Below are 19,641 nucleotides of genomic sequence, written 5' to 3'. Positions count from 1 at the left end.
GAGATCTGAGGCGCGCTGGCTTTCGTCGTGGGCTTTCCAAGTTCGTGACGTCCCGTGGCTGACTCGGCATCGAGCGGTCATCCAGCACCTAGCGGGCATGGCAGATTAGCTTCTGACCTGCGCATACGTCGCGGCAGGAGTGTCTTACAAATAGCTATTCGGTGAGGTCAGGAGCGTTTGTGTAGGCCACGGTGCCGTCGCCAGCCTCTTACAAAGTTGGACGTTGACACAGTGACGGGAGCGGAGCTTAGATCATGAGTCTCGCCACCATGACCCTGCGCCCAAGCCGTTCTGACAGTGTGAGGTAGAAAGAGCGCCCTGGCCCGCTTCGGGACCGGGAACTCTAACCAGACTGCTCCTTGCGGTCCTACCCGTTGCGGCCACGCGCGCTGTAGGCGGGCTTTGGGAGATCCGTGATCGCCTCAATGGTCAACGCCCCAGCCATCGGAGATCTTGACTCCTCCTGACCAGTCCCTGGAGCAGCGGTACGGACCACGGCGGACAGAGCGGCGGCCCGAATCCGCCCCTTGCCCTTGGCACAGATCGCCTACGTCTAGGCGGTTTCGCGGGCGACCAGGTGCGACGGGTACGCGGTGGCGAGCGGGACCTTCGCGCCGGTCAGCACGGCGGTCGCGGCGCCGGCGGCGATCAGCTCGACGGGATGGGTCGCGGTCGTCAGGGCGGGCAGGCTGAGCGCGGCGAAGGGGATGTCGTCGAAGCCGGCCACCGCCACGTCGCCGGGCACCTCGGCACCGCGGGAGCGGAGAGCGGCGATCACGCCGAGCGCCATCGCGTCGCTCGTGGCGAAGACCGCGTCGGTGTCGGGCCAGCGGGTGAGGATCTCGTGCGCCGCCGCCCGGCCGGAGGCGGCGCTGAAGTCGCCGGGCACCAGGCGTAGCGGGAGGCCGGCTTCGCGCACGGCGGCGCGGTAGGCGTCGATGGGGCGTTGCGTGCACGGCATCCAGCGGGGGCCGGTGACCATCGCGACGCGGCGGCGGCCGGCGGCGTGGAGGTGGTGGATCATCGCGGTGGTGGCGCCGCCGTTGTCGACGTCGAAGGAGGGGACCGCGCGCGAGCCCACGCCGATCGACGCGACGCGGCCGGCCAGCGCGCGGGGCATGGCGTCGAGGATGGCGGCGGTGGTGTTGGCGACCACCAGGCCGCGTACGCCCCGGTCGGCGGCCAGCCTCCGCAGCACCGGCGCCGGGGCGTCGAGGGGCAGCCACTCCAGTGACACTCCCACGCCGTGTTGCGCGCCGGTCGCGGCAGCGGAGCGGAGGACCCGGTCGACGTACGGGTCGTCGAGCACGCCCGGAGTCGCGCCGGCGATCGCGACCACCAGGCGGTAGCCGGCGCCGGTCACGAGGGCGCGGGCGACCGTGTCGGGGGCGTAGCCGAGCTGGTCGGCGGCGGCGCGCACCCGCTCGCGCGCGGCGGGGGACGCGGGGCCGTACCCGGCGAGCACGCGGGACGCCGTGGAGCGGGAGACGCCGGCGGCTCGGGCGACGTCGTCCAACGTTGGTGACATGTACAAATGATGCACCCGCTTGTGATGCACCCGCTTGCAGTGAGAACGCTCTCAGCGTTGAGATACCCCAATGCGTGAAGGGGAGCACCTCATCGCCGCCCGCAACGGCGTGGCGGTGGTATTCGGCCTCAACGGGCTCGCGCTGGCCTCGTGGTTCGCGCGGGTGCCGGCCGCCCGCGACGCACTCGGGCTGGCCGCGGGCGAGCTGGGGCTGCTGATGTTCGCCCTCTCCGCCGGCGCGGTGCTGGCGCTGCCGGTAGCCGGGCTGGTGGCGCAGCGGCTCGGCGCCGCCCGTACCGTGGCGGGCGCCGCCGTCGGCGCGTCCGCCGGGCTGGTCCTCGCCGGCGTCGCCGCGGGCACCTGGGGTTGGGCCCCCGCGGTGGGCGTGGGGCTCTTCGCGATCGGGTTCGGCGCCGGCAGCTGCGAGGTCGCGATGAACGTCGAGGCGGCCGCCGTCGAGCGCCGGCTGGGACGCACCATCATGCCGCGCTTCCACGCCGCCTGGAGCCTGGGTACCGTCGCCGGCGCCGGCCTCGGCGCGGCGGCCGCCCGCGCCGGCGTGCCGATCGAGGTGCACCTCGCCGTGATCGCGGTGGTCGTGGGCGGTGGCACGGTGGTGGCGGTCCGCTCGTTCCTGCCCGGCGAGCGCGCGGCCGCCGGCGGCGCGGCCAAGGGAGGTGGGCTGCGGGCCGCCTGGCGCGAGCCGCGCACCCTCCTCATCGGAGTGTTCGTGCTGGTGATGGCGTTCACCGAGGGCACGGCCAACGACTGGCTCGCGGTCGCCTTCGTCGACGGGCACGAGGTGAGCGAGGCGGCCGGCGCGGCGAGCTTCGGCGTGTTCGTGGCGGCGATGACCGTGGGGCGCACGGTCGGCACGGTCGCGCTCGACCGGTGGGGCCGGCTGCGCGTGCTGTGGGCGACGATGGTGCTCGCCGCGGTGGGCGCCACCGTCGCCGTGTTCGCCGACACGCTCCCCCTCGCCCTCGCCGGCGTCGCGCTGTGGGGCGTGGGCGCGTGCCTCGGCTTCCCGGTCGGGATGAGCGCAGCCGCCGACGAGGAGAGTCGCGCGCCGGCCCGGGTCAGCGTGGTGGCGGTGGTCGGCTACACCGCGTTCCTGGCCGGGCCGCCGGCCGTGGGGCTGCTCGGCGACCGCGTGGGCGTACTCCGCGCGCTGCTCATCGTGCCGCTGCTGATCCTCCCCGCGCTCGCGCTCGTACCGGCCCTCCGCCCGCCGAAGGCCGCCGAGCCGAGGCGTGAGCCCGCCGAGGCCACCAGCGCGCGGGGCTGAGGCGCGGGGTCAGAGGAGCTGCTTCTGCACCTTGCCCATGCCGTTGCGGGGCAGCTCGGCCAGGAAACGCACCCGCCTCGGCCGCTTGTGCGCCGACAGCTCGCTGGCCACGAAGTTGATCAGCTCGTCGGCCTCGACGCCGTCCGCCACCACGTACGCGACGATCTCCTGCCCCAGGTCGGCGTGGGGCGCGCCGACGACGGCGGCCTCGCGGACGGCGGGGTGGGCCAGGAGCGCGTTCTCCACCTCGCCGGCCCCGATCCGGTAGCCGCCACTCTTGATCAGGTCGGTGGACTGGCGGCCCACGATGCGGTGCCAACCGTCCGGCCCGATCGTGGCGACGTCCCCGGTGCGGAACCAGCCGTCCGCCGTGTACGCCGCCGCCGTCGCGTCGGCCCGGTTGAGGTACCCGCTGAAGAGCGTGTCCCCGCGCACCTGGAGCTCGCCAACGGCCTCGCCGTCGTGCGGTGCCGGTGCGCCGTCCTCGCCGACGAGGCGGGTGCGCACGCCGGACACGGGCAGCCCCACCGCGCCCGGTCGCCGCTCGCCGTCGGCGCGGGCGGCGACGGTGATCAGCGTCTCGGTCATGCCGTACCGCTCGACCGGCTCGTGCCCGGTCAGCTCGCGCAGCGCCGCGAAGACCGGGACGGGCAGCGCCGCGCTCCCGGAGACGAGCAGCCGGGCGGGGGCGAGGGCGCGGGCGGAGGCCGGGTCGCCGGCGATCCGGTGCCACACCGTGGGTACGCCGAAGTAGAGCGTGCCGCCCGCCGCCGCGTACAGCTCGGGGCGCGGGCGGACGGTGTGCACGAGCCGGGAGCCGGTACGCAGGGCGCCGAGCACGCCGAGCACGAGCCCGTGCACGTGGTACAGCGGCAGGCCGTGCACGAGCGTGTCGTCGGCCGTCCAGTCCCAGGCGTCCGCGAGCCCGTCGAGGCCGGCGGCGATGGCGGCCCGGCTCAGGAGTACGCCCTTGGGCGCGCCGGTCGTGCCGCTCGTGTACAGGATGAGCCCGGTCGCGTCGGCGGGCGGCGCGGGCGGCAGCGGGGCGCGCGCGTCGAGGTCGACCGAGTCCAGCGGGAGCGCGCCCGCGTCGCCGAGGATGTGCGCCCGCTCCATCGGCCCCGAGTCGGGCGGGACCGGGACGACGGGTACGCCAGCCGCCAGACCGCCCAGCACGGTCACCACCGTCTCGAGGGAGGCGGTGGCGGTCACCGCGACCGCTGGCGCGCCGGCGATGCGGGCGGCGAGGGCGCCGGCGGCACCGGCCAGGTCGGCCCACGAGGCGTGGCGGTCGCCGATCCGCACGGCCTCCGCACGATCTCCAAAAGCGCCGGTCAGCGAGGGCAGCAGGTCCATGCCGGACACCATAGGCTAGGGGGCATGGGACGAAATCCCACAGTCGTCGACCTTGAGGCCGGCCAGCGGAAGGTCTTCGCGTGGGCGGTCGATTGGCCCGGTTGGTGCCGCTCCGCCCGCACCGAGGAGCAGGCGCTCGCCGCGCTCGCCGACTACGTGCCGCGCTACGCCGTGGTGGCGGGCAGGGCCGGGCTGCGCTTCCCGGCGACGATCGGCGACGCGTTCGAGATCCGGGAGCGGCTGCCCGGCGACGGGGGCACCGAGTTCGGCGTGCCCAGCCAGATCTCCACGGGCGACCGCGCGCCGGTCAAGGCCGCCGAGGCGACCCGCGCGGCCAAGCTGCTCACCGCCGCGTGGGAGCTGCTCGCCGAGGTGGCCGCCCGCTCCCCCGCCGAGTTGCGCAAGGGTCCGCGCGGGGGCGGCCGCGACCGGGACAAGATGCTCGACCACGTGGTGGGCTCCGAGGCGGCATACGCGCGGCAGCTCGGCATCAAGCACAAGCAGCCGGCCTTCGACGACGAGGCGGCGGTGGGAGCCCTCCGGGCCGACCTGCTGGCCGTCCTGGGCCGGCCCACGCGGGCCGGCGACGCGCCGAAGTGGCCGCACCGGTACGCCACCCGTCGCATCGTCTGGCACGTGCTCGACCACGTGTGGGAGATGGAAGACCGGGCCACGAGCGCCTGACCGGGGCGTCACCCTCCTGGAAGGCCGCGAGGTCTCCCTCTTGAGGAGGAGACGGCCTCCCCCTGATACCGCCCATGACGTAGCGCACAAACCAACTGTTGGCGGACGCCGAACGACATCCGGCGCGAGATCATCATTCGCATGAGTGCGGTGGCGCTGGCCGTGATCTTCGCGATCGCGTCGGCAGCGGCGTACGCGGCGGGGGCAGTGGTGCAGGAGCGGCTGGCCTCCGACGCGGCCGGAGTGCCCGTCCTGGCGCTGCTGCGTCGGGGGCGGTGGTGGTTCGCGGTCGGCCTCAACGCGGCCGGCGGAGCGCTGCACGTGGCGGCGCTCGCATACGGCCCGCTCTCCCTGGTGCAGCCGCTCGGCGTACTGACGCTGGTGCTGGCGCTGCCGATGGGCGCGGCGCTGGCCGGGCGGCGGGTCTCCGGCCGGCACTGGTCGGGCGCCGGCTACACGGTGGCCGGCCTGGTCGTACTCCTGATGCTCGTCAGCCCCGCGACCGGCGCCGAGGCTCTCGGCGGGCGCGACGCCACGACGCTGGCCGTCGCCGCGACCGCGACGGTGCTGGTGCTGATGGCCGCGGCCCGGCTCAGCCGCTCGCTGGTGATCCGCAGCCTGCTCAACGCGACCGCCTCGGGCGTGGCGTTCGCGGTGGCGTCGGCGCTGACCCAGACGGTGGCGCTGCGCACCAGCGAAGACGGCCCGACCGCGATGCTCAGCCCATTCGCGCTGGTGCTCGCGGTGATGGCGGTCGCCGGCCTGCTGCTGTCCCAGATGGCCTACCGGCACTCCGGCCTCGGCGCTCCGCTGGCCACGGTGACGCTGGCCAACCCGATCGCCTCCGCGGTGATCGGCATGACGCTGCTCGGCGAGCGCTTCGTGGGCGGCACGCCGGGCGCCATCGCCGCGCTCGCCGCCGCCGCGCTCGCCTCGTCGGGCGTGGTCATGCTGGCCCAGCCCGACAACGGCACGACCCGGCGACGGGGCGGCGGCGGCCCGAGGCTCGCGAGGTGCATGGCACCGGCCGGCGGCCCGGCGCCCGCCGGCAGCGCGGTCTCCAGCGGTGGCCCGGCGCCCGACGGCCCCGAGACCACGCTCGAACGCCACCCCGCCCTGGTCTGACCCGCGCCGGGCGCAACCGCGGGATTCCACTACCGCCGCCGGTCACCGCCGTGCCACCGTGGACGGATGGGCACGGAGGTGGAGCGGCACGAGTTCAGCCGGGAGGACCGTGCCCGGCACCGGCGCAAGGTGCGGCAGTGCCTCGACGTGTTCGCGGAGATGCTGCGCGAGTCGCGGTTCGAGTTCGAGCGGCCGATGACCGGGCTGGAGATCGAGCTCAACCTCGTCGACGAGCAGGCCGAGCCGGCGATGCGCAACGCCGAGGTGCTGGCCGCGATCGCCGACCCCGACTTCCAGACCGAGCTCGGCCAGTTCAACATCGAGATCAACGTGGCGCCCCGCCGGCTGACCGGCGACGGCATGGCCAGCTTCGAGCGGCACGTGCGCGACAGCCTCAACGCCGCCGAGGCCAAGGCCCGCACCGCCGGCGCGCACATGGTCATGATCGGCATCCTCCCCACGCTCAACCGCGAGCACCTCACGATCGAGTCGCTCTCCGCCAACCCCCGCTACGCGCTGCTCAACGAGCAGATCTTCGCCGCCCGTGGGGAAGACCTCGACATCCGCATCGACGGCATCGACCGACTCGCGGTCACCGCCGACACGGTCGCGCCCGAGGCGGCCTGTACGAGCACGCAGTTTCACCTCCAGGTCAGCCCGGGGCAGTTCGCCGCGTACTGGAACGCCGCGCAGTGCATCGCCGGCGTCCAGGTCGCGCTCGGCGCCAACGCGCCCTTCCTGTTGGGCAAGGAGCTGTGGCGCGAGACCCGCGTCCCCCTGTTCGAACAGGCGACCGACACGCGTCCGGAGGAGATCAAAGCCCAGGGGGTACGCCCGCGCGTGTGGTTCGGCGAGCGGTGGGTCACCTCGGTCTTCGACCTATTCGAGGAGAACGTCCGCTACTTCCCCGCGCTCCTCCCGGTCTGCGACGACGACGATCCGGCGCAGATCCTGGCCCGCGGCGACGTCCCTCAGCTGACCGAGCTGCGGCTGCACAACGGCACGGTCTACCGCTGGAACCGCCCGGTGTACGACGTGGTGCGCGGCCGCCCCCACCTGCGCGTGGAAAACCGCGTGCTGCCAGCGGGCCCGACGGTGGTCGACACGGTGGCCAACGGCGCCTTCTACTTCGGCCTGGTCCGCGCGCTCGCCGACTCCGACCGTCCACTCTGGTCGCAGATGTCGTTCAGCGCCGCCGAGGAGAACTTCCACGCCTGCGCCCGCCACGGCATCGACGCGACGGTTTTCTGGCCCGGGCTCGGCTACCTGCCGGTGACGGAACTCGTCCTGCGGCGCCTGCTCCCCCTGGCCCACGCCGGACTCGACGCGTGGGAGGTCGACCCGGCCGAGCGCGACCGCCTGCTGCGCGTCATCGAGCAGCGCTGCCTGACCGAACGCAACGGCGCGACCTGGCAGGCCCAGACCCTCCACCGCCTGGAGGACGACGGCCATCTGGCCCGGCCCGACGCGCTCCGGGCGGTGCTCCAGCGGTACATCCCGCTCATGCACGAAAACCGCCCCGTCCACGAGTGGCCCGTCGACTAGGCCCGCCCGAGCCCGACCCGGGCCTGGCTTGTTCGGGGCCCAGCTGGGCCTTGGTCGGGCCTGGCCTTGGCCGGACCTGCTCGGGCCTGGCCTGCTCGGGCCTGGCCTGCTCGGGCCTGGCCTGCTCGGGCCTGGCCTGCTCGGGCCTGGCCTGCTCGGGCCTGGCCTGGTCGGGCCTGGTCGGGCCTGGCCTGGCCTGGTCGGGCCTGGCCTGGGTCGGGCCTGCTCGGGCCTGGCCTGTTCGGGCCTGGGCCTGGCCTGGTCGGGCGGGGCCTGACTGGGCTGGGGTCGGGCGGTGTCCGTGCGACCGCGTCGCCGACCATTTTCAGCTCCGCGACTGGGCGGATGGTTGTTGGATGGTCAGTGTTGCCCAGCGGGCGGGGCGACTTCCGGATCGAGACGAGTTAGGGCTGCTATCGGCGCCACAAGTCGTCTTGATCCGGCGGCTTCGTCGTGGCATCCCCTGATCGCCGTAGTGTGAGGGCTCCAGGGCTCCAGGGCTCCAGGGCTCCTGGGACGGCAGCGGGCGGGGATGTGTGCGCGGCTGGGTTTGGTTGATCGAGGGCGTATCCGCGTGCTTGGGGCGAGACACTCGCGGTCATGGAGATCCAGGTCGTCCGTGGCGAAGAGTTCACCCTCTGGGGTCAGTTGGTCGCCACGGACGGACCCTCTCCCCTGCCTGGTCGCCCCGCGCAGGAGGCTTTGTCGGGGACATAGCCCCTTGCGGCCGGTTTGAAGAGGATATGTCCCCGACATTGCCCACGCACCTGCCGGGTCCGGCGTGACAACCCCGGCGGACCCGGCATGCACGCCGCGAGTCGCGGATCCGGCGTCCGCCCGGGTTGGGCGCGTCGGTGCGCCCAGCGTCGCGCCAGGTGCGGTCGCCGACTCTCCGCCGCCTGGCCAGTGACGTCGTCCCCGCCCGGGAGGCGTTCGCGTCGGCGCCCCGGGACGGCCGCACCCATGCCCGGAAAGCCCCGCCAGCACTCGGGCGCCGCCAGCACTCCGGAGGGGCCGGCGCCTCAAGGTGCGACAGCGCCGGCGATCCCGTGCCGCTGGCTAGCCGGCAGTGAGTACGGATTCGTCGACCGGGGCGATGACCGTCGCGCCCTCGGGGGCGGTCTTCACGAGGCGGACCGGTCGGCCGACGGCGATGTCGTCGGGCGTGCAGATGTACTCGTCCGTGAGCATGAACTCCCACCACGGGTCACGCGCGCAGACCCTCGGGCCCATCCGGTCGCCGTGCACGACCAGCGCGGTGAGCGCGGGCCAGGTGTCCTGCTGCACGTCGAGCACAGCGGTGCGGCCGCCCGTGTACGCGTGCAGAGCCGCCATCACCGCAGGCATGTCGGGCACGTGCTCGGGCATGGTGTGCAGGGCCGGCGCCCGGCTCCCCACGCCCAACGCGCCGATCACCACCGCCGCCGCGAACCACACCGGCAGCCGCCGCCCGTCGGACGCCAGCCACACCGGCAGCCGCCCGCCATCCGCCGTCGGCCCCGACCCGACCCGACCCGCCGCTCCCGCCACGCCCGACACGGACACCGACCCGACCGACAGCCCCGCCACGCCCGAAGAGGCCCCGACGGCAACGGGTCCGCCCGAGAGCCCGACCACGCCCGAAGAAGCCAGCCCGCCCGAAAGCTCCGCCACGCCCGAAGAGGACGACAGCTCGGCCACGCCCGAAAGGGCCCCGGCCGAAGCCGCGACGCCCGACAACCCAGCCACACCCGAAGAGGACGCCAGTTCGGCCGCCTCTGAGGATGGAGGCGGGTCCGTCGTGCCAGCGGACGAGCCCCCGCCCGCCACCTCGGCCGGGCTGGCCGGCGGCCCGGCCGCGACCGGCGCGGCACGACGGGAGAAGCGCGTCAGGTGGCGGAGGCCGGCCGCCGAGAGCGACCCTAGCCACCCCGGCACACGGGCGCCTGGCGCGGACGCGGACGCGGCCACCACCACCAGCAACAGCAACAGCGGTACCGCGCGGCTGAACTGCCCGACGTAGGTGAAGCGGAGGTCGTCGACGGCGCGTGCCACGTACCCCACGAAGAGGATCGTGGCGAGCACGGCGGCGCACACGCCGGCGGCGAGGAAGCGGCGCGGAGGCCCGGCGGGGAGCCGGCGCACGAGCAGCGCGGCGCCGCCGAAGAAGGCCGCCGCGGCGAGCGCGCCCAGCGGCGTCCAGGAGGCGTAGTAGCGCAGCACGTAGTGGAGGACGTCGCCGGCGGGCGGGGCGACGTGCGCGCCGCCGTACCCGAAGTAGCGGGCGAACTCCCCCGGCCAGTGCAGCAGCAGGTTGAGCACGATCGGGAGCGCGAATAGGGCGAGGACGCCGGCCGCGCCGAGTACGGCCAGCCGGCCCGCGCGCCACGCCGGACGGCCGGTCCACAGCGAGGCGAGCACCGCCGCGCCGGCGATCACCGGGGCGAAGAGCAGGAAGCTCACGTGGCCGTGTACCAGCAGCCCGGCGGCGAGCGCGAGCGCCGGCAGGTGCGCCACGCGGCCGGCGGCGACCGAGGCGGCGGCGGTGAGCAGGAGCAGGAAGGGCGCCACGTAGAGGTCGGGCATCCACGCCGACGCCAGGATCGCCGGCTGCACCGCGAAGTAGAGCAGGCCCGCCGCGCCGCAGAGGGCGGTCACCCGCCGCGAGGCGGTCCAGCTGTGCAGGATGGCGAGGCACAGCCCGAGGAGTACGGAGTTGAGCGCGAGCAGGCCGATCCACTGCCCGTTCCAGGGGGTGGGTACGGCGCCGAGCAGGTCGTACCAGAGCCACTCGCCGAACGCCTGTACGTAGAAGAACGCCGGCCCGGGGTGGTGGAAGCCGAGCCGCGAGTAGTTGCCGACCAGCAGCTCCAGGTGCTTGGCGTCGGCGGTGATGACCGAGTTGGCCGCGAAGTCGCCGCGCTCGTACACCACGCGGCCGAAGGTCACCGGGTTGCGCAGCAGCAACAGCGCGAAGAGCGAGCCCGCCGCGACCGCGAAGACGGCGGGGTCGAAGTTGCCCCGCCGTCCGCGCACCGTCTTCTCTTGTCCCGTCACGACCCGCTCCTTCGATCGGAGCGGATCGTACCCCGGGCTAGCGCTCTTCGATCGGGACGTAGCTGCGCGCGGCGGCGCCGGTGTAGACCTGCCGCGGGCGGCCGATCTTGTTGGCCGGGTCGGCCATCATCTCGCGCCACTGGGCGATCCAGCCGGGGAGCCGACCGAGGGCGAAGAGCACCGTGAACATCTTCGGCGGGAAGCCCATCGCCTTGTAGATGAGGCCGGTGTAGAAGTCGACGTTGGGGTAGAGCTTGCGGGAGACGAAGTAGTCGTCGGCGAGCGCGATCTCCTCCAGCTGCATCGCCAGGTCGAGCAGCTCGTCGGGCTGGTGCATGCGCTCCAGCACGTCGCGGGCGGCCTGCTTGACGATGGCGGCGCGCGGGTCGTAGTTCTTGTAGACCCGGTGGCCGAAGCCCATCAGCTTGACGCCCGGCTCCTTGTCCTTGACCCGCCGCACGAACGCCTTGACGTCGCCACCGTCGGCCTTGATGCGGTCGAGCATCTCCAGCACCGCCTGGTTGGCGCCGCCGTGCAGCGGGCCGGAGAGCGCGTGCACGCCCGCGGAGACCGAGGCGAAGAGGTTGGCCTGCGCGGAGCCGACCAGCCGCACCGTCGACGTGGAGCAGTTTTGCTCGTGGTCGGCGTGCAGGACGAAGAGCATGTCCAGCACCTTGGCGACCACCGGGTCGACCTCGTAGCTCGTGGCCGGCACCGCGAACGTCATGCGCAGGAAGTTTTCCACGTAGCCCAGCGCGTTGTCCGGGTACATGAACGGCTGGCCGATCGACTTCTTGTACGCGTACGACGCGATGGTGGGCACCTTGGCCATCAGCCGGATCGTGGAGATCTCCACCTGGTCGGCGTCGAACGGGTCGAGGCTGTCCTGGTAGAACGTCGAGAGCGCGCTCACCGCCGAGGAGAGCACCGGCATGGGGTGCGCGTCACGGGGGAAGCCGTCGAAGAAGCGCCGCAGGTCCTCGTGGAGGAGCGTGTGCATGCGCACCTTGTTGCCGAACGTCTCGAGCTGCTCCTTGTTGGGCAGCTCACCGTAGATCAACAGGTAGGAGGTCTCGAGGAACGACGCGCGGTACGCCAGCTCCTCGATGGGGTACCCCCGGTAGCGGAGAATGCCCGCGTCGCCATCGATGTACGTAATCGCCGAGGTCGTGGATGCGGTGTTGACGAAACCCGGGTCGAAGGTGACGTACCCGGTTTCCTTGAGCACCTTGCCGATGTCGATGCCGGAGGCGCCCTCGACCGCGTCGTGCACGGGCATCGGGAGCTGTCCGCCGTGGTGCTCGAGCTTCACAACCGTCATGGGTGCCTCGCTTCGCCCGCAGATTCTTTCGTGTACGGCTTTACTCAACCGTAATCCCTCCGGCCCTGGTAGGCCCGGCCGCGCCCGTGGCTGAGGAATGCGTCACTATGCCTTGTCTGTTTTGTTCAAGACCCCTACCGGGTGACCTCATAGCGTGGTGACCATGGCACCTCGAGTAGACGCGATCGGCCTGGTCGTGGCCGACATGAGCCGTTCCCTGTCCTTCTACCGCCGTCTCGGCCTTGACTTTCCCGAAGGAGCCGACTCCGAACCCCACGTGGAGGCGCCCCTCCCCGGCGGCCTGCGGCTGCTCCTCGACACGGTGGAGACCATCCGCTCGTTCGATCCCGGATGGCAGGCGCCCAAGGAGGGCGGCGCGAGGATGGCGCTCGCCTTCGCCTGCGACGACGCGGCCGACGTCGACAAGGTCTACGCCGACCTGGTGTCCGCGGGGTACGAGGGGCACAAGGAGCCCTGGGACGCCGTCTGGGGCCAGCGGTACGCGGTGGTCCACGACCCCGACGGCAACGGCGTGGACCTCTTCGCCCCGCTGTCCTGAGCGTCCCTCGAAGGCCGGCGTCGGCGACTGCGCACGCCGGCGCTGTCAGGGGCCGGCGGTAGCCTCGCCGTGTGTACGTGGAGCGCCCCTCCCGCCTGCCCGGCGCCTACGTGTGGCGCCGGTCGGCCGGGCGTGAGCCGCGCGCCGGGCGGGTCCTGCCGGACGGCTGCATGGACCTGCTCTGGTGGCGCGGCGAGCTGGTCGTGGCCGGCCCCGACACGCGTGCGTACGAGTCGTCGCTGGCCGCCGGTGAGACGATCGTCGGCCTCCGCTTCGCGCCGGGCGTGGCCCCCGCCGCGCTCGGCGTGCCAGCCGACGAGCTCCGCGACGCCCGCGTCCCGCTGGCCGCGCTCTGGCCGGCCGGGTCGGCGCGGGAGGCCGCCGAGCGCGTGGCCGCCGCCCCGGGGCGGGTCCTGGAGGAGGTGGCGGCGGGGCGGCTCACCGCGGCCGGCGGCCCCGACCCGGCCCTCCCGCGGGTCGTCGCGCTGCTGCGGGCCGGCACACCGGTGGCCACCGTCGCCGACCAGGTCGGGATGACCGAGCGCCACCTGCACCGGCGGTCGCTCGCCGCGTTCGGCTACGGGCCGAAGACGCTGGCCCGCATCCTCCGCCTCGGGCGGGCGCTGGAGCTGGCCCGGGGCGGCACGCCGCTGGCGGCGGTCGCGGCCGAGGCCGGCTACGCCGACCAGGCCCACCTGTCCCGCGACACGCGCGCCCTGGCCGGCGTCCCGCCACGCGCCCTGCTTCAGCCCTGACGGCCACGCCCGCTCCCACCGGAAGGCCCGAACGCGGCTCCCGCACGCCAGAAGGGCCCGCAAGGCCCCGGAGGCCCGCAAGGCGCGAAGGCCCGCAAGGCCCGAAGGCGCTAAGGTGCGCCCGCGCGGTCATCGGGCCGGTGCGCGGGAGGCGCTGCCGGCCCAGGCCCGAAACCCCTCCCGCCAGTTCGCGTACCGCGGCTCCCAGCCGAGTTCCCGGCGCGCCTTCTCGTTCGAGGCGCCGCGCACGGCGGTCATCTGGGCCACGACGAACTCCCCGGCGAGCAGTTGGCCGAGCCAGGCGGGCAGGTGCCGGGGCGGCTTCGCGCCGGCGACCTCGGCCAGGTAGGGCAGCCACTGCGCGACCGGCGCCGGCTCGTCGTCCACCACGTTGTAGGCACCGGGAGCGCCGCGCTCGACCGCGGCGAGCGTGGCGGCCGCGGCGTCGCTGATCTCGATGAACGACCAGATCCCGGTACCGCCCCCGATCACCGGCAGGTGCCGCTTCCGCACGCCGTCGAGCAACTGCTCCGAGGCGCCCGGCCCGTAGAAGGTGCCGTAGCGCAGCACGACTCCCTCCGGCACGGTGGACGGGACGGTCCGGTCCAGGTACTTCATCGCCGTCACCGTCCGCGTGGCGGCCGTGATGGGTCGCGCGTCGAGGGGGTCGTCCTCGGTCTTCACCGGGCCGCCGGAGCGCTCGTACACGAAGTTGTGGCTCTGCGCGACGACCCGGCGCGTGTCCGCCCGGGCCGCGGCGGCCAGCAGGTTGTCGGTGCCCCGGGTCCGCAGCTCGTTGGTGGCGGCGAAGACCCGGTCGACCCGGCGGAGGCTCCGCAGGCCGGCCAGCGCGGTCATCTGGTGCACGATCACCTCGGGGCGGGCGTCCGCCACGGCCGCCAGCACCGCGTCGTGGTCCAGCCCGTCGAGGACCACCGGCTTCGCGCCCGCCGCGCGCAGTTGCCCGACCTTGCCCGGCGTCCTGGTGGTGGCGGTGACCTCGTGACCCGCCGCGACCAGCCCTGGTACGAGGTGGCGCCCGATCGCCCCGCTCGCCCCCGTGACGAAGACTCGCATGTCCTTCACCTCCGCGTGGTGCTTTCCCCCTCGCGGAGAAAGCACCACCGGAAGCCGGCGACACACCGGCACACACCGCCCGAAGCGGCGGCACACCGGCACGCACCACGCGCGAGCGGCGGCACACCGGCACGCACCGCCGGTAGCGGTGCCACGGCGGAAGGCACCGCCAGGAGTGGCGGCGCGCCGCCCGGGGGTCAGCGCTGCCGCGCCAACTGCCCGTCGAGCCGCAACGCCAGCGTCGGGCAGGCCGCGACCGCCCGCCGGGCGTGCGCCACCAGGTGCGGCGGCAGCGGGTCGGTCTCGATGATCGGGAAGCCCCACTCGTCGAGCGACACGCGTTCGGGCAGCAGCTCCAGGCACGACGCGTGGCCGACACACTTGATCATGTCCACCTGCAACCGCAGGCCGGCCGGGACGGTCACTTCCAGGTCCGGTCGCGGTGCCGCCGGTCGGGCAGCGGGAGGATCGGGTCGCGGCTGACGCCGGTACACGTCCAGCCGTCCATGTGGGTCTCCAGGTCGGCGGCGAAGGCGGTGAGCGCGCTGGTCGCCAGCCGGGTCGCCCCGTCAGGATGCCGGCAGGCGCCGCGGCCGTTGATCTGGGCGATGCGGCGGGTGAGGCGCTGGCGGGTCGCCGGGTCGCAGCGGCCGTACGCGACCGCGGCCAGGTCGGCGGCGATCGCCGGGAGGCCGAACATGCACGGCCCGCACTGCTGCGCCGACTCCTCGGCGAGGTAGCGCACCACGCGCGCGGTCTCGGCGAGGCCGCACGACTCGGCGGGGAGCGCGACGATCGCGCCGGCCCCGAGCGTGGTGCCGAGCGGGCCGGTGCGGTCGTGCGAGAGGGGCAGGCTCCAGCCCTCGGGCATCGGGACCCACGTGCCGAAGTAGCCGCCGACCAGCACCGACCCGATCGGCTCCACCGCGCCGCCGGCCGCGTCGAGCACCTCGCCGATGCGCATGCCAGGCGCGATCTCGTACACGTTGGGGCGGGCCACCGCGCCGCCGATCGTGACCAGCGTCGAGCCGGGGTCGGTGGGCGTGCCGATCTCGCGGAACCAGCCCGGCCCGTACGCGGCGATCAGCGCCACGTGGGCCAGCGTCTCCACGTTGTCGACGAGCGTGGGGCGGCCGCCGACGCCCTTCTCGAACGGACGGGGCGGCACCGCAGTCGGCCGGCCGTCGCCGTGGTCGATGAAGTGGACGAGGGCGGACTCCTCGCTGGAGACGTACCGCCGGGGGACCCGGACCAGCTTCCACTTCACCGGGTCGTCGCGCTGGGCCAGCTCGCGTTCGAGGCGGTCGGCGATGCTGGTGCCCCGCTCCACGCAAAGGTAGACCCGGTCGGCCCCCACCGCGTGCGCGGCGAGCACGGCACCGTCGAGCACGAGGTGCGGCGCGCAGGCCATCAGCATCTTGTCCTTGCGGCAGGCCGGCTCGGACTCGCAGCCGTTGGCGATCACCACCGGCCGTTTGGCGCCGGCGGCGACGCTGGTCATCTTCTTGCCGGTCGGGAAGCCGGCGCCGCCCCGCCCGCGCAGCCCGGCGTCGGCGATCGCGCGCACCAGCGCCCGCCGCCCGTCCTCGCCGGAGAAGCGGCGCAGGGGGATCTGCCCGTACGTCGCGCGGTGCTCGGCCAGCCGCCGCCCGCCCGCCAGCAGCCGGGGCAGCGTGCCCTGCCGCGCGCCGCGTTCCAGCATGATCGTCATGAGAGCCTCGCCAGGATCCTCTTGCGGGCGGCGATGACCCGCCAGCCCACGCCGGCCAGTACGGCCGCCGTGCAGAACACCGACAGGCCGAGCGGCCAGCCGGAAAGCGCGTCGGTGCCGATCCCCAGCCCGTGCACCAGCGCGAGCGGCCAGCAGAGGTACGCCGACCAGTGCAGCACCCGCCACAGCCGCGGGTTGATCCTGGGCCGCAGCAGGCTGGTCACCAGCAGGGCCAGGAGGATGTCGAACGAGACCGTCCCGAGCCCCAGCCAGAACGGGTGGTACGCCGACACGAACGGCACGACCAGGTCGGCCCAGGTGATCGGCACGTACGAGTCGATCGCGACGGCGGCCAGGTGGATCGCGAGCAGCACGAGCGTGAGCAGCGAGATGTTGCGGTGCAGGCCGGCGAGCGTGAACCGGGGCCAGCTCGGCGTGCCGACCCGCATCGGCCCGAGGATGCCCAGCAGCACGGTGGCGGTGAGCAGCAGCGTCGAGACGAAGCCGCTGGCCCGCGCCACGTGCCAGAGGGACACGTCAGGCATGTGACCTCCACCCCCCGACGGTCACGACCCCTCCGTCGTGACCGACCAGCCGGGCCGGGAGCCGGGCCCCGTCGAGCCAGGCGTCCGCGCCCTCGCCGCGCACGATCGCCGCCGTCGCCGCGGCGTTCGCGTCCACGCAAGACCGGGCGGCGACCGAGACGGTACGCCACACCGGTGCCGGCAGGTCTCCGGTGCGCGGGTCGACGATGTGGTGTACGGCGCGGCCGGCCCGCCGCCACGCGCGCACCGCGACGCTGGAGGTGGCGAGCGCGCCGGAGCGGATCGTCACCACCGGGTCGCCGGGCGCGGCCGCGCGGTGGTCGTCGCCGACCCCGACCAGCCAGCCGCCCTCGGGCGCCGGCCCGGCGGTGGCGAGGTCGCCGCCGAGCGAGACGAGCACTCCGCAGCCGAGCGCGGCGATGCGGGCGGCGGCGCGGTCGGCCGCGTACGCCTTGCCGGTCGAGCCCAGGTCGAGGCGGACCCCGCGGGGCACCACCACCTCGCCGGCCTCGCTGTCCAGCCGGACCCGCCACCAGCCGGGCGCCGGGCGGGGCGCCGGTGCGGGTCCACTGGCGGCCCCGACGAGCGCGAAGTCCCGGTCGTACCCGAGGTCGATCATGGTCTGGCCGACGGTGGGGTCGACCAGGCCGTCGGTGGCCTCGGCCGCGCGCAGGGCGGCGTAAAGCGCGCCGGCGAGCAGCGGGCTCACCGGTGCGGGCCGCCCCTCGTACGCGCCGAGCCGCACGATCTCCGAGTCGTCCCGGAACCGGCTGTAGGCCGCGTCGACCTCGGCCAGGTCGGCCCGGAGCAGCCGCTCCCCCTCGGCCAGGGCCGCGCCGTCGGTGACGAGCAGGACGGCCGTGGTGCCGAGTGCGGAAAAGGCGGCGCGATGCGGCGCCGCCCGTACCGTCGTCATGATCCGCCCGACTGCGTGTCCGGCGGTGGTGGAGGTGCCGCCTTCTCCTGGGCCGGCGGTGCCTCCTCCGGTGCCTCGGCCGGTGCCTTCAGCCCTGGCTTCTCGGCCGTGCCGGCGGCCGGCTTCTTCGCGGCGGGCGGCTGCTCGGCCGGCGCGGGCGACGGCTGCTCGGCCGGCGGGTCGGCGGCCGGCGCGGGCTGTGCGAACGCCCAGCCGAACAGCAGCGCGAGCGCGGTCGCGCCGCCCGCGGCCGCCTGCGTCACCAGTCGCTGTCTGCGCAGCCCCTGGTCACGCCGGTCCACGTGCCGGGGTCGGTGGCGATCCGTCGACTCCGTCGGCTCCCTCACGCACGGCTCCCTCACACAGGTGACGAGTAACCAGTTGTACGGACGGTTCCGCCGCAGGGTTCACCGCTTCGTACGGTACGGTGCCTCCGGTGGAACGGGCAGTGACGGACGTACCTCCGAAAAACGTCGATTCGCGCCGGGCGCTCCGGCGGCCGTGGTTGCTGGCGGTGGCGGCGGCGCCGCTGCTCTTCGTGGCCTACCTGCTGATATCGCGACAACTCGGCGTCAACTCCGACAACGCGAGCAACGCGCTCCAGGCGCGGGAGATGCTCGACGGCAACCTGCTCCTACGGGGGTGGACGGTCACCGACGTGTCCTTCTACACCAACGAGCTGCTGCTGTTCATGCTGGTCGAGGTGGTGTACGGGTTCCACGACGACACCACGCACGCGCTCGCGGCCCTCGTCTTCACGCTCCTGGTCCTGGTGGTCGCGTTCGCGGCGAAGGGGCGGGCCACCGGGCGGGAGGCGGCGCTGCGGGTCGCGGTGGCGGTCGGGATCGTGGCCGTACCGGCGCTCGGCCACGCCGCGATCACGCAGCTCACCGGCCCCGACCACACCGGCACGGCGATCCCGCTGCTGATCACCTGGCTGGTGCTGGAGCGGTACCGCCCCGGGCTCCGCTGGCCGCGTTCGCTCCGCTCGCTGGGCGCCACGGGCGCCCGCCCCGGTCCGTCCTCGTCGCTGCGCTCCTCGGACCGGACCTCGCCAGCTCCAGGGCTTGGGCTGCCGCTGGTCATCGCGGCGCTGCTCGCCTGGGCGCAGATCGCCGACCCGCTGGTCATGTACATCGGCGTGCTCCCGCTCATGCTGGTCTGCGCCGTACGCGCCTGGCGCGACCGCTCGTGGCGCGGCCTCGACGCGCGGCTGGTGCTGGCCGGCGTCGGCTCGGTCGTCCTGGCCCAGGTGGCGCTCTCGCTGCTGCGCGCGGCCGGCGGCTTCGGTGCCCACGCGGCCGAGGCGAAGCTGGCCGCGTTCACCAGCCTCCCGAGCCACCTCTGGCTGGGGCTGCGCGTGGTGGCGGTCAACTACGGGGCGTACCCGCCGGACCGGGTCAACGCCGCCGACACGCTGATGAGCGCCGTACACCTGGTGGGGCTGCTCGCCGCGGCCGCCGCGCTGGTGGTCGTGGTCGCGCGGGCGCTACGCCGCCGCCCCGGCGAGCCGGGCGACCGCCTCGCCGAGCTGTGCGCCGTCGCCATCCTGGTCAACCTTGGCGCGTTCGTGGTCTCCGCGCTCCCGACCGACCTGCTCTCCGCCCGCCAGGTGGTGGCGGTGCTACCGCTCGGCGCGGTGCTGGCCGGTCGCGTGTGGGGGCCGCGCCTGGCCGAGCTGTCCCGGCAGGCGCGGGGGCGCGCCGTCGTACCGGCGACCGCCGCGGTGCTCGCGCTGCTCGGGGCGGAGCTGGTCGGCCACGCGGCGGCGAAGGGCGCGCCGGGGCACGCGGTCGACGTCGCCGAGTGGCTGGACGACCGCGGCCTCCACTACGGCCTCGGCGAGTACTGGAACGCCAACAACATCACGCTCCTCACCAGCGGCCGGGTCAAGGTCCGCCCGGTGGTGGCCGGCGACCGCGTGGCCGCGTACCGCTGGGAGTCCAAGGTGGACTGGTACGACGCCGGGGCGCAGGACGCCACGTTCCTCGTGCTGGACACGCGCAACCCCGGCTCACGGGCCGAGGCGGTGGCGACCGCCCAGTTCGGGCCGCCGGTGGAGCGGCACGAGTTCAACGGCGCGGTGGTGCTGGTCTACGGCAAGGACCTGCTGGTGGGGCTGCCCGCGTACTGCGTACCGGAGATGGTGGCGAACATCCGGGACTGCCCGGAGCACGGCGTCGCCCTTTTCTGAG

At 74.2% G+C, this 19,641-nt stretch carries 17 protein-coding genes; 7 read left to right on the top strand and 10 right to left on the bottom strand.

What is annotated here, in order from left to right:
* Window positions 1-553: 553 nt before the first annotated feature.
* Window positions 554-1,528 carry a LacI family DNA-binding transcriptional regulator gene (locus tag ACFFIA_RS34405; RefSeq protein ID WP_377259338.1) on the bottom strand — a complete coding sequence of 325 codons (975 nt, stop codon included), beginning with the start codon at window positions 1,526-1,528 and terminating at the stop codon, window positions 554-556.
* Between the two features lie 70 nt (window positions 1,529-1,598).
* On the opposite strand from ACFFIA_RS34405, the gene ACFFIA_RS34400 reads away from it, so the two are divergent.
* Entirely contained in the window at window positions 1,599-2,816 is a 1,218-nt protein-coding gene (locus tag ACFFIA_RS34400; RefSeq protein ID WP_377259335.1) for an MFS transporter, read from the top strand.
* 9 nt (window positions 2,817-2,825) lie between these two features.
* Here the strand turns inward: ACFFIA_RS34400 and ACFFIA_RS34395 are convergent, their stop codons facing one another.
* Entirely contained in the window at window positions 2,826-4,172 is a 1,347-nt protein-coding gene (locus ACFFIA_RS34395) for an AMP-binding protein (RefSeq protein WP_377259332.1), read from the bottom strand.
* 24 nt (window positions 4,173-4,196) lie between these two features.
* Here ACFFIA_RS34395 and ACFFIA_RS34390 point away from each other — a divergent pair, with 24 nt between their 5' ends.
* The 3 genes from ACFFIA_RS34390 to ACFFIA_RS34380 all read left to right on the top strand — a co-directional run bounded on the left by ACFFIA_RS34390 (window position 4,197) and on the right by ACFFIA_RS34380 (window position 7,526).
* The gene (locus tag ACFFIA_RS34390) at window positions 4,197-4,856 is read left to right on the top strand and encodes a hypothetical protein (RefSeq protein WP_377259329.1); all 660 of its coding nucleotides are present in this window, start codon (window positions 4,197-4,199) and stop codon (window positions 4,854-4,856) included.
* A gap of 141 nt (window positions 4,857-4,997) precedes the next feature.
* On the top strand, window positions 4,998-5,981 hold the full coding sequence (locus tag ACFFIA_RS34385) for a DMT family transporter (RefSeq protein ID WP_377259327.1): 984 nt from the start codon (window positions 4,998-5,000) through the stop codon (window positions 5,979-5,981).
* Between the two features lie 66 nt (window positions 5,982-6,047).
* The gene (locus tag ACFFIA_RS34380) at window positions 6,048-7,526 is read left to right on the top strand and encodes a glutamate-cysteine ligase family protein (RefSeq protein ID WP_377259324.1); all 1,479 of its coding nucleotides are present in this window, start codon (window positions 6,048-6,050) and stop codon (window positions 7,524-7,526) included.
* A 1,059-nt stretch (window positions 7,527-8,585) separates the two neighbouring features.
* Here ACFFIA_RS34380 and ACFFIA_RS34375 read toward each other — a convergent pair.
* Entirely contained in the window at window positions 8,586-10,562 is a 1,977-nt protein-coding gene (locus ACFFIA_RS34375) for a hypothetical protein (RefSeq protein WP_377259321.1), read from the bottom strand.
* A gap of 37 nt (window positions 10,563-10,599) precedes the next feature.
* Window positions 10,600-11,883, bottom strand: a complete 1,284-nt coding sequence (locus ACFFIA_RS34370) for a citrate synthase (protein ID WP_377259318.1) — start codon at window positions 11,881-11,883, stop codon at window positions 10,600-10,602.
* 163 nt (window positions 11,884-12,046) lie between these two features.
* Between ACFFIA_RS34370 and ACFFIA_RS34365 the strand changes: the two genes are divergently transcribed.
* Both ACFFIA_RS34365 and ACFFIA_RS34360 read left to right on the top strand, forming a co-directional pair.
* Window positions 12,047-12,442, top strand: a complete 396-nt coding sequence (locus ACFFIA_RS34365; RefSeq protein WP_377259315.1) for a VOC family protein — start codon at window positions 12,047-12,049, stop codon at window positions 12,440-12,442.
* Window positions 12,443-12,513: 71 nt separating this feature from the next.
* Window positions 12,514-13,197, top strand: coding sequence for a helix-turn-helix domain-containing protein (locus tag ACFFIA_RS34360; RefSeq protein WP_377259312.1), 684 nt, complete (start codon window positions 12,514-12,516; stop codon window positions 13,195-13,197).
* A gap of 129 nt (window positions 13,198-13,326) precedes the next feature.
* Here the strand turns inward: ACFFIA_RS34360 and ACFFIA_RS34355 are convergent, their stop codons facing one another.
* The 6 genes from ACFFIA_RS34355 to ACFFIA_RS34330 form a co-directional block, all read right to left on the bottom strand.
* Entirely contained in the window at window positions 13,327-14,274 is a 948-nt protein-coding gene (locus ACFFIA_RS34355; protein ID WP_377259309.1) for an NAD-dependent epimerase/dehydratase family protein, read from the bottom strand.
* A gap of 197 nt (window positions 14,275-14,471) precedes the next feature.
* Complete coding sequence (locus tag ACFFIA_RS34350) at window positions 14,472-14,699, bottom strand: ferredoxin (RefSeq protein ID WP_377259306.1); 228 nt, start codon at window positions 14,697-14,699, stop codon at window positions 14,472-14,474.
* Window positions 14,696-15,985: an NADH-ubiquinone oxidoreductase-F iron-sulfur binding region domain-containing protein gene (locus ACFFIA_RS34345; protein ID WP_377259303.1), complete on the bottom strand. Its 1,290-nt coding sequence runs from the start codon at window positions 15,983-15,985 to the stop codon at window positions 14,696-14,698. Before ACFFIA_RS34345 ends, ACFFIA_RS34350 begins: the two co-directional genes overlap by 4 nt.
* On the bottom strand, window positions 15,982-16,530 hold the full coding sequence (locus ACFFIA_RS34340; RefSeq protein WP_377259300.1) for a ferric reductase-like transmembrane domain-containing protein: 549 nt from the start codon (window positions 16,528-16,530) through the stop codon (window positions 15,982-15,984). The genes ACFFIA_RS34345 and ACFFIA_RS34340 overlap by 4 nt, the downstream gene beginning before the upstream one ends.
* Window positions 16,523-17,446: an FAD:protein FMN transferase gene (locus ACFFIA_RS34335; RefSeq protein ID WP_377259297.1), complete on the bottom strand. Its 924-nt coding sequence runs from the start codon at window positions 17,444-17,446 to the stop codon at window positions 16,523-16,525. The genes ACFFIA_RS34340 and ACFFIA_RS34335 overlap by 8 nt, the downstream gene beginning before the upstream one ends.
* The gene (locus tag ACFFIA_RS34330) at window positions 17,443-17,793 is read right to left on the bottom strand and encodes a hypothetical protein (RefSeq protein ID WP_377259294.1); all 351 of its coding nucleotides are present in this window, start codon (window positions 17,791-17,793) and stop codon (window positions 17,443-17,445) included. The genes ACFFIA_RS34335 and ACFFIA_RS34330 overlap by 4 nt, the downstream gene beginning before the upstream one ends.
* 89 nt (window positions 17,794-17,882) lie before the next feature.
* Here ACFFIA_RS34330 and ACFFIA_RS34325 point away from each other — a divergent pair, with 89 nt between their 5' ends.
* Window positions 17,883-19,640, top strand: coding sequence for a hypothetical protein (locus ACFFIA_RS34325; protein ID WP_377259291.1), 1,758 nt, complete (start codon window positions 17,883-17,885; stop codon window positions 19,638-19,640).
* Window position 19,641: the final 1 nt, after the last annotated feature.

The sequence above is a fragment of the Phytohabitans kaempferiae genome, assembly GCF_042433955.1.
In the GTDB taxonomy this organism is placed as follows: domain Bacteria; phylum Actinomycetota; class Actinomycetes; order Mycobacteriales; family Micromonosporaceae; genus Phytohabitans; species Phytohabitans kaempferiae.
The sequence above is the reverse complement of the archived record's forward strand: the minus strand, read 5'-3'. Positions and strand labels throughout refer to the sequence as shown.

Bases quoted from the DNA above. Each gene is read 5' to 3' on its own strand.
- ACFFIA_RS34405 (WP_377259338.1), bottom strand. From the start codon at position 1,528: ATGTCACCAACGTTGGACGACGTCGCCCGAGCCGCCGGCGTCTCCCGC.
- ACFFIA_RS34400 (WP_377259335.1), top strand. From the start codon at position 1,599: ATGCGTGAAGGGGAGCACCTCATCGCCGCCCGCAACGGCGTGGCGGTG.
- ACFFIA_RS34395 (WP_377259332.1), bottom strand. From the start codon at position 4,172: ATGGACCTGCTGCCCTCGCTGACCGGCGCTTTTGGAGATCGTGCGGAG.
- ACFFIA_RS34390 (WP_377259329.1), top strand. From the start codon at position 4,197: ATGGGACGAAATCCCACAGTCGTCGACCTTGAGGCCGGCCAGCGGAAG.
- ACFFIA_RS34385 (WP_377259327.1), top strand. From the start codon at position 4,998: ATGAGTGCGGTGGCGCTGGCCGTGATCTTCGCGATCGCGTCGGCAGCG.
- ACFFIA_RS34380 (WP_377259324.1), top strand. From the start codon at position 6,048: ATGGGCACGGAGGTGGAGCGGCACGAGTTCAGCCGGGAGGACCGTGCC.
- ACFFIA_RS34370 (WP_377259318.1), bottom strand. From the start codon at position 11,883: ATGACGGTTGTGAAGCTCGAGCACCACGGCGGACAGCTCCCGATGCCC.
- ACFFIA_RS34365 (WP_377259315.1), top strand. From the start codon at position 12,047: ATGGCACCTCGAGTAGACGCGATCGGCCTGGTCGTGGCCGACATGAGC.
- ACFFIA_RS34355 (WP_377259309.1), bottom strand. From the start codon at position 14,274: ATGCGAGTCTTCGTCACGGGGGCGAGCGGGGCGATCGGGCGCCACCTC.
- ACFFIA_RS34345 (WP_377259303.1), bottom strand. From the start codon at position 15,985: ATGACGATCATGCTGGAACGCGGCGCGCGGCAGGGCACGCTGCCCCGG.
- ACFFIA_RS34340 (WP_377259300.1), bottom strand. From the start codon at position 16,530: ATGCCTGACGTGTCCCTCTGGCACGTGGCGCGGGCCAGCGGCTTCGTC.
- ACFFIA_RS34335 (WP_377259297.1), bottom strand. From the start codon at position 17,446: ATGACGACGGTACGGGCGGCGCCGCATCGCGCCGCCTTTTCCGCACTC.